The organism is Mycolicibacterium anyangense (assembly GCF_010731855.1).
In the GTDB taxonomy this organism is placed as follows: domain Bacteria; phylum Actinomycetota; class Actinomycetes; order Mycobacteriales; family Mycobacteriaceae; genus Mycobacterium; species Mycobacterium anyangense.
In genome coordinates, this window is record NZ_AP022620.1 from 3,034,278 (window position 1) to 3,047,271 (window position 12,994).

12 protein-coding genes are annotated in these 12,994 nt (G+C 68.7%); 6 read left to right on the forward strand and 6 right to left on the reverse strand.

Annotation, left to right across the window (positions count from 1 at the left end):
• The first annotated feature begins 125 nt into the window (after positions 1-125).
• Positions 126-2,429 carry a CaiB/BaiF CoA-transferase family protein gene (locus tag G6N35_RS14160; protein ID WP_163804829.1) on the forward strand — a complete coding sequence of 768 codons (2,304 nt, stop codon included), beginning with the start codon at positions 126-128 and terminating at the stop codon, positions 2,427-2,429.
• Between the two features lie 15 nt (positions 2,430-2,444).
• Here G6N35_RS14160 and arcA read toward each other — a convergent pair whose 3' ends face one another.
• Complete coding sequence (gene arcA, locus G6N35_RS14165; protein ID WP_163804830.1) at positions 2,445-3,653, reverse strand: arginine deiminase; 1,209 nt, start codon at positions 3,651-3,653, stop codon at positions 2,445-2,447.
• Between the two features lie 45 nt (positions 3,654-3,698).
• Between arcA and soxR the strand changes: the two genes are divergently transcribed.
• A complete protein-coding gene (soxR, locus tag G6N35_RS14170; RefSeq protein WP_163804831.1) occupies positions 3,699-4,130 on the forward strand; it encodes a redox-sensitive transcriptional activator SoxR in 432 nt (143 codons plus the stop codon).
• 34 nt (positions 4,131-4,164) lie between these two features.
• The gene (locus G6N35_RS14175) at positions 4,165-4,758 is read left to right on the forward strand and encodes an alpha-ketoglutarate-dependent dioxygenase AlkB (protein WP_163804832.1); all 594 of its coding nucleotides are present in this window, start codon (positions 4,165-4,167) and stop codon (positions 4,756-4,758) included.
• A 2-nt stretch (positions 4,759-4,760) separates the two neighbouring features.
• Here the strand turns inward: G6N35_RS14175 and G6N35_RS14180 are convergent, their stop codons facing one another.
• From G6N35_RS14180 to G6N35_RS14200, 5 genes are all read right to left on the reverse strand, one after another.
• Positions 4,761-6,215, reverse strand: a complete 1,455-nt coding sequence (locus tag G6N35_RS14180) for a DUF7159 family protein (RefSeq protein ID WP_163804833.1) — start codon at positions 6,213-6,215, stop codon at positions 4,761-4,763.
• 198 nt (positions 6,216-6,413) lie between these two features.
• Complete coding sequence (locus G6N35_RS14185; protein ID WP_163804834.1) at positions 6,414-7,082, reverse strand: DUF5642 family protein; 669 nt, start codon at positions 7,080-7,082, stop codon at positions 6,414-6,416.
• 30 nt (positions 7,083-7,112) lie between these two features.
• A complete protein-coding gene (locus G6N35_RS14190; RefSeq protein WP_246224604.1) occupies positions 7,113-7,739 on the reverse strand; it encodes a DUF5642 family protein in 627 nt (208 codons plus the stop codon).
• A 64-nt stretch (positions 7,740-7,803) separates the two neighbouring features.
• On the reverse strand, positions 7,804-8,280 hold the full coding sequence (locus tag G6N35_RS14195) for a TspO/MBR family protein (protein WP_163804835.1): 477 nt from the start codon (positions 8,278-8,280) through the stop codon (positions 7,804-7,806).
• A 76-nt stretch (positions 8,281-8,356) separates the two neighbouring features.
• Positions 8,357-9,763: a PE-PPE domain-containing protein gene (locus G6N35_RS14200; RefSeq protein WP_163804836.1), complete on the reverse strand. Its 1,407-nt coding sequence runs from the start codon at positions 9,761-9,763 to the stop codon at positions 8,357-8,359.
• Between the two features lie 298 nt (positions 9,764-10,061).
• Here G6N35_RS14200 and G6N35_RS14205 point away from each other — a divergent pair, with 298 nt between their 5' ends.
• From G6N35_RS14205 to G6N35_RS14215, 3 genes are all read left to right on the forward strand, one after another.
• A complete protein-coding gene (locus G6N35_RS14205) occupies positions 10,062-10,760 on the forward strand; it encodes an envelope biogenesis lipoprotein LpqN (protein WP_163804837.1) in 699 nt (232 codons plus the stop codon).
• 10 nt (positions 10,761-10,770) lie between these two features.
• Entirely contained in the window at positions 10,771-11,586 is an 816-nt protein-coding gene (locus tag G6N35_RS14210; RefSeq protein WP_163804838.1) for a hypothetical protein, read from the forward strand.
• 76 nt (positions 11,587-11,662) lie between these two features.
• Positions 11,663-12,991 (forward strand): HNH endonuclease signature motif containing protein, encoded by a 1,329-nt coding sequence (locus G6N35_RS14215; RefSeq protein WP_163804839.1) that lies wholly within the window; start codon positions 11,663-11,665, stop codon positions 12,989-12,991.
• Positions 12,992-12,994 lie beyond the last annotated feature (3 nt).

Here is a 12,994-nt window from a genome sequence, read left to right on the forward strand (position 1 = left end):
ACTCGGGAATACCTCGGGAACATGGTGACCGCTGGGCGCCCACAGTGAGATCTCGCACCGGGTAGCCGCTTTTCCCCCGTAATGTCGGCACCCATGGGGAGCTGGGGCGCGATCGCGTGAGCAGCATGCCTTCTCCGCTGTCAGGCCTTCGGGTGGTCGAGATCGGTGACCGGCTGGCCACCGCCTACGCCGGCAAGCTGTTGCGCGACGCCGGAGCCGAGGTGGTGATGGTGGAACCAGTCGCGGGCCATCGGCTGCGCCGCTACCGGCCGGCTGGGGTCCCGCCCCGCGAGCACGAGAGCCCGTTCTTCGCCTTCCTGGCCGGCGGCAAGCACAGCGTCGCCGCCGACTGCGTTCCCGCCGACCTGCTCGACGGCGCCGACGTCGTGGTCCTGGGCGCGTCCCCTGAACAGGCTGCCCGCCTCGGGCTCGGCGACGACGAAATTCGTGACCTGGCAACGCGGTGTGCGGTGATCACCGTGTCGGATTTCGGGTGGACGGGCCCGTGGGTCGGCCGGCCGGCCACCGAGTTCACCCTGCAGGGCTGGTGTGGGTCGACCGGGTCGCGCGGCGAGCCGGACCGCCCGCCGGTGTCGGTGTCGGGTGATCTCGGCGAGTTCGTGGCGGGCAGTTACGCCGCGTTCTTCGGGTTGACCGCCCATTACGGCGGTGGTGGGCGTTTCGACCTGTCCGTGCTGGAGGCGATGACGGTGTCGATGCAGGTGTTCTCGTGGTTGCGCAAGGAGTTGATGTTGCTGGAGGTGGTCGGCCGCTCCACGGAGGTGCCCTCGGTCGAACTGGCCCAGGACGGCTATGTCGGCATCTCGATGGCCACTGGGCAGCAGTGGCAGGACTTCTGCACGATGGTGGAATGCCCTGACCTTGCCGACATCCCCGAACTCCGCTTCCAGATGGGCCGCTGGGAACAGCGGGATCTGCTGCGGGCCCGTACTGCGCAATGGTTTGGCTCGCGGACTGTCGAGGAGATCGTCGATCTGGCGGCCCTGTTCCGTATCCCGATGGCCGCGATCGGCAACGGCGAAACCCTGCCCAGGATGGACCATTTCGTGCAACGCGGCTCGTTCGAACACCACCCTTGCGGGTTCCGCTCGCCGGTGCCGCCGTGGCGGATGAGCGACACCAGTCCGCTGCCGCCGGCACTGCCACCCCACCCCGGTGACACCGGGGACGTGCACTGGCCGCGGCGGGAGCGCACCACCGCACAGTCCGGTCTGCCCCTACAGGGCATCCGGGTCGTCGACCTGACCGCGTTCTGGGCCGGTCCGTCGGCCACCCACCTGCTGGCCATGTTGGGGGCCGACGTCGTGAAGATCGAATCGGTACAGCGCCCCGACGGGATGCGCTTCGCCGGCGGATTCCGCGCCGACGTGCAGCGGTGGTGGGAGTACAGCTGGGTGTTCCAGGGGGTCAACTCCGGTAAGAAATCCATCACGCTGGACCTCGAAACTGCCACGGGCAAAGAACTTTTCGGCCGACTGGTCGCCGGTGCCGACGTGGTGATCGAGAACTTCACCCCGCGGGTCATGGCGAATTTCGGCCTCGACTACCAGACACTGCGGTCGTTCAACGACCGGATCATCGAGGTGCGGATGCCCGGATTCGGGCTCGACGGACCATGGCGCGACCGCGTCGGATTCGCCATGACGATGGAACAACTCGCCGGCCTGGCCTGGCTCACCGGCTATCCGGACGGGCTGCCCACCGCACCACGAGGGGCCTGCGATCCACTGGCCGGTGTGCACGCCGCGTTCCTGACGGTGGCGGCCTTGGAGCATCGCCGCCGCACCGGCCAGGGACAGCTCGTCGAGGTCCCGATGATCGACGTGGTGCTCAACGCCAGCGCGCTGCAGGTCATCGAGCACGATGCCACCGGTGTGCTGTTGAACCGACGCGGCAACCGCGGGCACGAGTTCGCCGTGCAGAACGTCTACGCATGCGCCGGTGACGAACAGTGGATCGCCATCAGCATCCGCGACGAAGATGATTGGAGCGGCGTCAAACGCGTTCTGGGACAACCCCGGTGGGCCGCCGAGCTGGACTATGCCGACGAGAACGCCGATCTGATCGACGACCGCCTGGCAGACTGGCTGGTCAACCGCGACCGCGATGCGACGGTCGCCGCACTACTGGCCGCAGGTGTGCCCGCCGCCCCGGTGCTGCAACCACCCGACGTCCTGGACAACCCTGCTCTGCAGGCCCGCGGATTCTTCCAGAGCCGCGAGCATCCGCTCTGCGGTCCACTGCCCTACCCGCGACCACCGGTGACCGGCGATTTCGTCAGCACACCTGCACCGCTGCTTGGCGAGCACAACACCGACATCCTCGGCGGCCTGCTGGGATTGACGGCTCAGGAGCTGGCCGACCTGGAAGCCGACGGTGTCATCGGGTCGTGGCCCAAGGACTTGTAGCGGTCCGCAGTCCGGTTACAGCGGGTCCCGGGCGACCGGACACGACATGCAGCGCGGGCCGCCTCGCCCGGTGCCGAGTTCGGATGCCGAGATGGGCAGCACCTCGATACCTGAATCAGCCAGTCGCGCATTGGTTTCGGCGTTTCGTTCGTAGGCCACCACCACGCCGGGCGCCAACGCCAGGGTGTTGTTGCCGTCGTCCCATTGCTCACGCTCGGCGGTCACCGGGTCCAGGCCGGTGTCGATCACCCGCAGCCGCTCGATGCCCATGGCCTGGGCGGCCGCCCGCACGAACGGCGCCTCGTCATGGATCTTCACCCCGGTCGGGGTGCGGTTGATCGTGAACGCCGACAACGAATCCTGGATCGCCGGATACATCACCACGGCGTCGACGTCGACCATCGTGCAGACGGTGTCCAGGTGCATCTGCGCGCGCTCCTGGGCGATCGGCACCGCGAGCACGGTGTGAGCCAGGTCGTCGTCGAACAGGCTGCGCGCCAACGCCTCCGCGCCCGCGGGCGTGGTCCGCTCCCCCACTCCGACGGCCACCACCCCGGGCGCCAACAGCAGCACGTCACCACCCTCCACCGGGGCGGTGTGCGATTCGTAGGCCCGCCGCACCCCGAGGAACCGCGGGTGGTGGGCGTAGATCATGTCGGTCAGCGAGGTTTCCCGGACCCGGGCGGGCAGCGCGAGCGAGGTGATCGCCACCCGCGGCCCGATCCAGAACGACGAGTCCCTGGTGAACAACAGATTGGGCAGTGGCTCGATCACGAAGTCGCCGCCGTGATGCATGCGGCGCACCAGTGAGGTGTCGGCGTTGGCGCCGGTCGGTAGCTCGGTGAACGTCATGCCCGCGGTCAGCACATGCGCCAGCTCAGCGGGTGCCAGGCCGCGCAGATAGGCCGAAAGCTCTTGGGCCAGCGGATGTCCCAGCCGCCGCGAGTCGACGGCGGCGGCGATGCCCTGCATGCGGGCGGCGCCGCTGGCCAGTGCCTCGGTCAGCAGGTCCGCCATCAGCAACACTTCGACCCCGCGGGAGCGCAGCAGTTCGGCGAATGCGTCGTGTTCCTCCTGGGCCCGGGACACCCAGGGCAGGCCGTCGAACAACAGCTTGTCGTTGTTACGCGGAGTCAGCCGCTGCAGCTCGGCGCCGGGGCGGTGCAGGATGACGACGCGCAGCGTCCCGACCTCGGAATTGGAGCCCAGCACCGTCGCAGTCACACCTAGCACCGTATCGCCTCGGCGGGACTGAACTATCGTTGCCGTGTGACCGAGCAGGAGTTGACGCCCGGTGAACTCGCCGGCCGGGCCGGGGTGGCGATCTCGGCACTGCACTTCTACGAACGCGAAGGATTGATCCGCAGCCGCCGCACGTCGGGCAACCAGCGCCGCTATACGCGCGAGACACTGCGCCGGGTCGCCTTCATCAGAATGTCTCAGCGCCTTGGTATTCCACTGGCCCGGGTGCGCGAGGCACTGGCCACGCTGCCCACCGACCGCGCACCGAGCAGCCGGGACTGGGCGCGCCTGTCGGCCGGCTGGCGAGTAGACCTCGACGAGCGGATCGAGCACCTGCAGCGATTGCGGGACAACCTGGCCGACTGCATCGGATGCGGCTGCCTGAGCCTGCGCAGTTGCGCCCTGTCCAACCCGGCGGACGTGCTGGCCGCCGAGGGCCCGGGAGCGGCCAAGCTCTAGCCGATTCGAACAGACGTGCGATATTCTCGGGAGCGTGTCTGTGTCTGTTCAGGGCGCCTTGTTCGAGCACAGTCAGCGCCGTGACCTCGGTGCCGGCGCGTGGCTCGATGTCCGCTCGTCGTGGGTGGACGACGACATGCTGTTCTCCGAGCTGCTGGCCGCGGTGCCGTGGCGAGCCGAGCGCAGGCAGATGTATGACCGTGTCCTCGACGTTCCCCGCCTGTGCAGTTTCCACGATCTGACCGCTGGGCCCGCGCCGCATCCGGCGCTGACCCGGTTACGCCGCCGGCTCAACGACATCTACGCCGGAGAGCTGGGCGAACCGTTCACCTCAGCGGGCCTGTGCCTGTACCGGGACGGGTCCGACAGCGTGGCCTGGCATGGCGACACCGTGGGGCGCAGCAGCACGGAGGACACCATGGTGGCCATCGTCAGCCTCGGCGCCACCCGGGTGTTCGCACTGCGGCCGCGCGGCGGCGGACCGTCGTTGCGGCTGCCGCAGCATCACGGCGACCTGTTGGTGATGGGCGGCTCCTGCCAGCGCACCTGGGAGCATGCCGTCCCCAAGACCGCGCTGCCGAAAGGGCCGCGGATCAGCATCCAGTTCCGGCCGCGCGACGTGCGTTGAGGCTACGGGGCCGGCGGCTGGTAGTACGGCGTACTCGGCTCGGGGATGTCGCCGAAATGCTGGTCCTCGCCCTGGCGGTCGGGGCGGACGCTGTCGACGACGTCCTTGATCGGCGGCAGGGTGACGGGCTGATCCGTCACCGGTGGTACGGCGGGCACGTTCACCGGCTGCGTGGCGCCGTCGACGGCGGGGCCCGCGATGGCCTGGGCCACCTGCAGGGCGGCGGCGCTGAGCGCGGGATCGTTGAGCGGGGGCAGGTTGCCCTGCCCGGCCTGGTTGATCGCCGCCAGCTGCGGACCGGCCAGTGTGGCCAGCACCTGGAGCGGGTTGGGCGGGCCGGGTGCAGCCGGGGGCGAAGGCGCGGCCGCGGGAGCGGGCGCGGCAGCGGGCGCGGGTGGGGGTTGGCTCGCCGGCTGCTCGGCAGGTGGCGGCGCCGCAGGCGGGCCGTTCACCGGGGCCGCCGAGGCGGCCGAGAGCTCCAACGCACCGGTGTGCGGGCTGGCGTGTGCAGTGTCACGCCCGCCGAACAGCTCGCCGCCGAGCAGCATGGAGATCGACGAGATGAACACCGCCGCGCCGCCGGCGACCACCAGCGTCAGCCGCCGCGCCGACCGGGACGCCGGCTTGCGGTGCGCACCGCCGGCGCCGCGGGGAATCTCCACCGGAATGTCCATCAGCTTGGCGGTCCGCGGGACGAAGACCAGAGGGGCAGGCGGCCGGGCCACGGCGTCGTCGGGGTCGGCGTCGAGCACAATGGCCTCGCCGAGCCGCAGAGCGGTTCGGCAGGCGGCCAGGGCCGCCCCGCGCGCGAAGGCGAAGCCGGCGTCCCTGGGGATGACCACCGGCGCGGCGAGCAACGAATTGAGCTGCGCGGCAAGCTGTCCCACCACCTCACCTGAGCCGGCTGCGACCACCGCCAGGTCGGCGCCGTCGAACTCCGCGCACGCCCCGTGCACCGACAGCGCCAGCTGGTGAAGATCGTCGGCGGGCACGGTGCGGCTACGCGTACGGCGGATGCCGTCGGCATTGTGGACACAGGCGATCAACGCCGTCGGCGCCCGGCGGCCCTCCACCAGACAGACGGCCACACTGTCGCGTTGGTCCTGGGTGCACAACAGCGCCGCGAAACTCTCCACCGCGTCGCAGCCCGTCACCGGGGCCACGCCGGGCAGCCCCACCTCATCGAGCGCGTCGAGCAGCAGGCCGGCCTCGACGGCCGCCGAGTCGGTCCAGGTGACCGCGACTTTCCGGATGGTTCTGCCGTTGGCTGTCGCCACCGCGTAGGTGCCCAGGACGGCGTTCACGACGTGCTCCACCACGCTGGCGCGCTCGATGCCGCCGCGCCGATCGACGTAGAAGGAGTCCTGCCCGACGAGGTCGCCGTCGCCGTGCCGTCCGCTCACCAGGACGAACCGCACACTATCGGCAGTCAGCGCTACGCCAAGGACGATGTCCATCCGCTCAGTTCCTACCTCGATCGTCCGCCGGTGCCGTCGGGCCGAAAGCTTAGCCAGTGAAACTGTTAGAACCCGGCACGCTTGCTCAGCGTTTGTTAAGCGTGCCTGTGCGCGAGATAAGGGAATTATCAACACGTTCCGCAAATGCCGACGTCTCGGCCAGCACACCGGCAGTGGCACCCACCAAGGTGAGCTACGTCACGACTGCGCTGAGTTGCGGATGGCCTTGACCCCGGCGACCAGAAGATCGCCGGCCCGCTTGGTGTCGACCGGAGCCACCGGCTTGTCCGGTAGCACCAGCGGATTGGCGGTGACGATCACCTGGTAATCGCCGAAGTGGGCCGAGTAGTTGTACACCTCGCCGGTGCGGGCCTGGTTGTTGATCACGGTCTGCAACACCCGGTGCACACCGAGCGTCTGCACGCCGTCGATCGCGGGGGCGTCGACGGCCTCGACCGTGCCGCGCAGCGCACCTCCGCTGAACGACACCTTCTTGCAGTCGGCGCCGGGCTCGGTGACCGGCACCGGCGTGTTGGTCTCGACGGCGATGACGATGAAGCGGTTGCCCTGGCCTTCGGCGGAGATGGCCGCCATGTTGCCCTGGGTACCCGGCGGCACCAACTGGCCGGTGGCGAATTTCGCACACGACTCCGGGTCGAACTTCAGGCCGTCAGGCAGCTTCTGACCGGTGAGCAGCTTGGGATCGATCCCGGTCTTGGCCACCTCGGTGACTTTGAACTCCGGACCGAAGCTCGATTTCAGCGTGGACACCTTGGAGATGTCGGCGCCCTGCGGGCCGGAACCCGTTGCGCAGGCGGTCAACAAGGCAGCGCACAACACGGCGACCACAGTTCTCGGGTTCGACATCGCCGCCAAATGTACCCAACGGTGCGGCGCTCAGCCGCGCAAGGCGGCCACCGACCTGTTGAGCAGATCGTCGACGAACACGGCGTCCAGCGGCGGGTGTGCCGATCCGGGATCGGTGACGAGCGTGACGGCGACGACGTGCCCGTCGAGGTAGGCCTGCGCGGTGGCGGCCTGGCCGTTGGTTTCCGAACCGGATTCGACGACGGTGCGGGTGGTGACCGTCATCGCGACGGTGGCGGCACCGTCGACCGGCGGCGGGTCGGCGAGGACGACCGTGCCGGTGGTGTGGCCGAAGGCCATGCTCCACTGGCCACAGTCGCCGAGCAGTCCGGCACCGGGGGCATCGGCCGCGGCGACGACGACGTAGATCGTTCCGCCCCGGCCGGAGGCCGAATAGCCGCTGGCGTGCGGATCGGCGGGAGCCGGGTCGGCCAAGGGCCCGCACGATGGCGGGTCGGCAGTCCAGCCCGCCCCGAATCCCCACTGCCCGGCAATACTGACCGGCCCGACGACGTCGGCGATCTCGTAGTCGGGCGGCAACAGGGGCCGAATCCGCTTGATAGCGGCCGGATTGATGACCGCCGATGCCGAAGGAGCCGGGGATGCGGGCGATGCCGACGGCGTGGGGCTGCCCGCACACGCGGCCAGCCCGGGCACCGACAACAGAAGGACGGTGAGCCGCCTCAGGACACCTTGGCCCGCAAGGCAATTCACAATGGGCCTAGCGGTTGCGCCGCCAGATCTCGCTGGACAGCAGCGTGGCGAACGAGCACCACAGCGGATAGGGGGCCAGCGCGACACCGAGCTTCGGGTCGGCGCCACCGGCCCGGCGGGCCAGGTCGGCGCTGCTGATGGCCAGTGCACCGGCTCCGAGAACCGAGGCGCCGACCTTCTTCTTGCCGAAGAACAGCCAGCTCCAGCCGGCGTTGAGCACCAAGTTGGTACCCAGTGCGGCGATGTAGGCGTTGGCCTTCGAGTCCTGACCGTCGGCGCGGTACCGGTCGATGGCGGCCGCCGAGGTCACGGCGATATCGGCGTACAACGTGGTCCAGGCGATCGGGAACGCCGCGTTCGGCGGATTGAACGGCGGCTTCTTCAGGGTCGGATACCAGGTTTCCACGTTCTTCCGACTCGACACACTGCCAACGACTGCTGCCGCGGCGGTGGCCAACGCTGTTCCCACGATCGTCTTCCGCATGCCGCCAACGTACCCGAGCAGCCTGCGGCCCAATCCCGACCGGGCGGCGCGTCACAGTGATGTCAGTTCCGCGTCGTCAGTTCCGCGCCCGATGGCCACCGACAGTGCGGTGCGGCGCGGGATCCGACGTCGGAGCCGTCGCCTTGGTGCGCTGTGCGGCGGCACGGGGCTTGGCCTTGCCCACCCCGGCCGGCCGGGCCGACTGCTGGTGCGGTGCCGGCGGCGCAGCGGCGCCCGGTGGAGCAGCAGGCGCTACCGGGCCGCCGACACCGAAGATCCCGGCGCGGGTGGTGCCGAACGGGCGGCCGAGCCCGGCTTCCTGGAGCCCGTCGTCGAGACCGGTGGGGATGGCGGCGAGCAGGTTTCGCACGCCGGTGGCCAGGTCGGGTAGCACGGCGGGTTGCATCGCCGTGGGTGTCCCGGGATTGATGGCCCGGTCGTAGGCCCATTCGACGATCACGCGTAACGGCGCATCCAGTGCGGCCAGGATCGGGGCCGGAACGCCGATCTGCTGCAACGGCATGAGTAGCGGCAGCCGTTCGGTGGGCACCAGGTAGTAGGTGGTGTCGCCCATGGTGCCCTGGTACATGGCGGCGGTGACGGGCGAGTCGTAGAAGTAGTGCAGGTAGGCGATGCCCAGCAGCGCGTTGAGGTCGGCGACCAGGTTGAGCTGGCGGACCGGAGCATCCGCCCAGCCGTCGTATTGGCGGGCGATGTCGGCGGTCGGGAATCGGCAGTTTCCGCCGTCGGCATCACAGGAGTCGGTGGGCGTGGCGCCGTCGAAGCTGATGCCCAGCACCGGGATGTAGGAGCCGTTGAAGCGTTGCAGGAAGCCACCATTGGGCCGGTTCGGGTTGCCGATGACGACGAATGACACGTCCAACGGGGTGCCGTTGGAGTCGACGAGCGGCCGCCAACTGCCGTCGGCGTTGCGGTACTGGTCGATGAGGTTGCGTTTGGCGATGCTGGCGACGACGGCGCTCTGCGAATACCCGAAGGCGACGTAGTCGGAGGTCAATTCGGGGGCGCTGTCGAAGTAGTGGCCCTTGCACGACAGCCTGCCCTGCAGGCAGTTGGACAGATTGGCCACCCCGGCCGCCACCGACGCGTCGAAACCCAGCGTGCCGTAGAGCGGCCAGAATTCCTCCGGTGTCTGCAGGGCGACCACGTTGTACTGGTCGGTGCCGGCCGCGCCACCCCGGCCGGCGCCGGTTGGTCCGACGAAGTAGTCCATGGCCTGGTTGACGATGGTCGCGACCACGGAAGGCGCTTCGGCGAGCGGATAGGAGGCCAATTGACCGGCCGGATTCTGCGACAAACCACCGAGGGTGCCGCGCACCAGCGGGTGCATGGTGCCACCCATTATGAGCGCGGTGGTTGCCGTCAATTGAACGCCGATTTCCCACGGCCACAACGAAAGGTAGCCGGCTATTACCAACGTCGCCGCGAGCACCATCCGGAGTCGACGAAGTCCAGAACGCACAGCGCTCCTTTGCCCTATGCGTAACGCCTGATGGTGGCTTCGCCCGACCCACCGCCGCGAGATGCGCTACGTCTGCGTCTTCGCAGTCCACCTGCATGGTGCACCCGCACAACGGCCGGGCGGGCAACATCGGCGGTATTAACCAGCCGCGTGTCGCATAGGCCAGGGTTGGCTAAGCGCACTGCCCGCTTTCATTCACAGGAATTCGTTCGCGGATCCATTTTCAGCACTAAGCTCGATAAGCGAATTTGGCAGGCCGGCGACGGTCGGCCACCATCAATAAGGAGAAGTTCGTTCGATGCAGAAAATCACGGCGGTTGCGACGGCAGGCCTGGCCGCCATTTCGCTGAGTGTCGCGCTCGTTGGCTGCGGTTCGAAGACCGAGACCAAGACGACGACGTCCACCACGACGTCAACCTCGACGACCACGTCGACCAGTGCCGCGGCATCGGCGAGCCCGAGCGAGTCCAAGGGACCCAACGAGACCATTCAGGATTACCTGAAGCAGAACAACATCCAGGAGACGGCGATCAAGCGCGGCGATGCGGGTGCGCCGAACATCGACCTGCCCTTCCCGCCGGACTGGTCGGATGCCGGGCCGCAGACTCCGGACTGGGCCTACGGTGCGATCGTCTACGACAAGCCCGAGACGCCGAACGATCCGCCGAGCATCATCGCGATCGTGTCCAAGCTGACCGGCAATGTAGACCCGGCCAAGATTCTGGAACTGGCCCCCGGCGAGTTGAAGAACCTGCCCCAGTACCAGCCGCTCGGCGACGACAACAAGAGCACGCTGAGCGGATTCGACGCGGTGCAGCTGGGCGGCAACTACGTCAAGGACGGCAAGAAACGCATCATCGCGCAGAAGACCGTCGTGATCCCGACGAACGACGGCCTCTACGTACTGCAGCTCAACGCCGACGCGCTCGACGGGCAGGAGGGCGCCCTGATGGAGGCCACCAGCGTGATCGACGAGAAGACCACGATCACGCCATGATCGACGGCCTGTGGCTGCCGGCGCGTTGACACCCGACGCGCCGGCACTCGGGGTGAGCGTGACGCCTGCCGTCGTCGTCCCCCGCCAGACCGTCACCGCGCTGGTCACCGGATCCGCCGGCCAGGTGCGTTCGGCCAAGCTCGACTGGGGCTACACCAACTTCTTCTGTTGTCCGGACGGCGAATCCGACGACTGGGTCAGTGTCGTGGTGGCCGACGTACCGATCGCTGACGGCGAATTGAGTAGTGGCCCTTACGATTTCCGGATCCCGTCGTGGGCGCCGCCGTCGTCGACGGAAATCGCCCGGTGGTCCTGCCGGTTGACGGTGGACCGGGACGGACGCGATGAACAGGCCCGCGGCGACTTCACCGTCGTCGCGCGCCCGCAGGATGCCTACGCCGGCGACGAACCCGTTGAACGGTACGACGGGGCCGGCCGGACCGTCATCGACATCGCACTGCCCTCACCGGTCTATGCCGCGGGCCAGGCGGTGACCGGACAGATCACCCTGGCGCCGGCAACTGACCTGCCCGACGGCGAACTCTCGGTTCGCTGGCAGTCCCATCGCGAATCGCATCCGCTGGCCCGCACGCCGTGCGAGACGGCACCGGTCGACGGCCCGAACATCGCGCTGGGCAAGGGAATTCCATTGCGGGTGGGCAAATCGGTCACGGTGCCATTCGAGGTGGTGCTGCCCGACGGTGCCGCGCCGACGGCTGCGGCCGTGCACTCGTCGATGTCGTGGGCGATCACCGCGGAGCTGCGCTACGCCGGCACCGCCGAGCGGGTGCGCAAGCCCGTCGTCGTGGTGAACGCACCGAGTTGATCCACAGTCCCGGGTTGATGCACAGCGTGGGTTGACGGGGCGGCGCCTGTCGGTGCCCCGGCGTAGCGTTTCGAACATGGTTGCGATTGTCGAGGCGTTGGATGCGCTCGATGCCGCGGTCGAACAGTTGGGCGCGGCCGATATCGCCGAGCTGCCCGCCCGACACCGGTTCGCCGTGCTGGAGCGGTTGGAAACCCTGATGCGCCGCCAGGTCGCGATCTCGGCCGAGCAGCTCACCCACCTCGAGCCCTACGAGGGCTGCCCACCGATCCCGATCGTGCTCGCCGACGTCCTGCGGATCAGCCGCAGCGCGGCCAAACGCCGCCTGCGCGACGCCGAACAGCTGGCCCCCCGGCTGGCGCTGACCGGCCAGCCATTGCAGCCGGTGTTGCCGGCCACCGCCAAAGCCTGGGACGCCGGCCTGCTCGATGGTGAGCACATCCGAGTCATCCAGAAGTTCTTCCGCGACCTGCCCGACCACGTGCCCCCGGCCGAGCAGGCCCGCGCCGAACGCTCACTGGCCGAACACGCCCAGCACCTACGCCCCGACCAGCTGGAGAAAGTCGCCGCCCGGCTGGCCACCTACCTCAACCCCGACGGGGTGTTCTCCGACGCCGACCGCGCCCGCCAACGCGGCTTCACCTGGTGCGGCGGACAACGCCCTGACGGGATGAGCGTCGGGAAACTCACCGCCACCCCCGAGCTACGCGCGATGATCGAGGCGTTGTTCGCCAAACTCGCCGCCCCAGGACAGTGCCACACCGACGGTGCCGGAGCAGACGCCGACGCCCGCGGGCTCGGGCAACGCCAGCACGACGCACTGGCCGAACTGGCCCGCCGGCATCTCGGGGATCCAAAACTGGGCAAACACAACGGTCTTCCGGTCACTGTCATCGTCACGACCACCCTGCAGGATCTGGCCGCCCAAGCCGGCTACGGGCTCACCGCCGGGGGCACGATGGTGCCAATGACCGACCTGATCCGGATGGCCGCCCCGGCCTACCACTATTTGGCGGTGTTCGACGGCGTCACCGGCCGCTCCCTGTGGCTGGGCCGCACCAAACGCCTGGCCTCCGCCGATCAACGCATCATGCTGCTGGCCAAAGACCGCGGCTGCACCGCCCCCGGCTGCAGCGTGCCGGGCTATCACACCCAAGTCCACCACGCCACCGCCGACTGGAAACACGGCGGCACCACCAACATCGACGACCTCACCCTGGCCTGCAAACGCGACAACCTACACGCCGAAAACGACGGCTGGAACACCCACAAACTCCCCAACGGCGACACCGAATGGACACCCCCACCCAACGTCCCCCTCATCGGCGGCACCAACACCTACCACCACCCCGAACGCCTCCTACGCGACGACGAGGAAGACGATGACCTCGAAGACGACCCGTGAGGA

Bases quoted from the DNA above. Each gene is read 5' to 3' on its own strand.
- G6N35_RS14160 (WP_163804829.1), top strand. From the start codon at position 126: ATGCCTTCTCCGCTGTCAGGCCTTCGGGTGGTCGAGATCGGTGACCGG.
- G6N35_RS14180 (WP_163804833.1), bottom strand. From the start codon at position 6,215: ATGGACATCGTCCTTGGCGTAGCGCTGACTGCCGATAGTGTGCGGTTC.
- G6N35_RS14185 (WP_163804834.1), bottom strand. From the start codon at position 7,082: ATGTCGAACCCGAGAACTGTGGTCGCCGTGTTGTGCGCTGCCTTGTTG.
- G6N35_RS14195 (WP_163804835.1), bottom strand. From the start codon at position 8,280: ATGCGGAAGACGATCGTGGGAACAGCGTTGGCCACCGCCGCGGCAGCA.
- G6N35_RS14205 (WP_163804837.1), top strand. From the start codon at position 10,062: ATGCAGAAAATCACGGCGGTTGCGACGGCAGGCCTGGCCGCCATTTCG.
- G6N35_RS14215 (WP_163804839.1), top strand. From the start codon at position 11,663: ATGGTTGCGATTGTCGAGGCGTTGGATGCGCTCGATGCCGCGGTCGAA.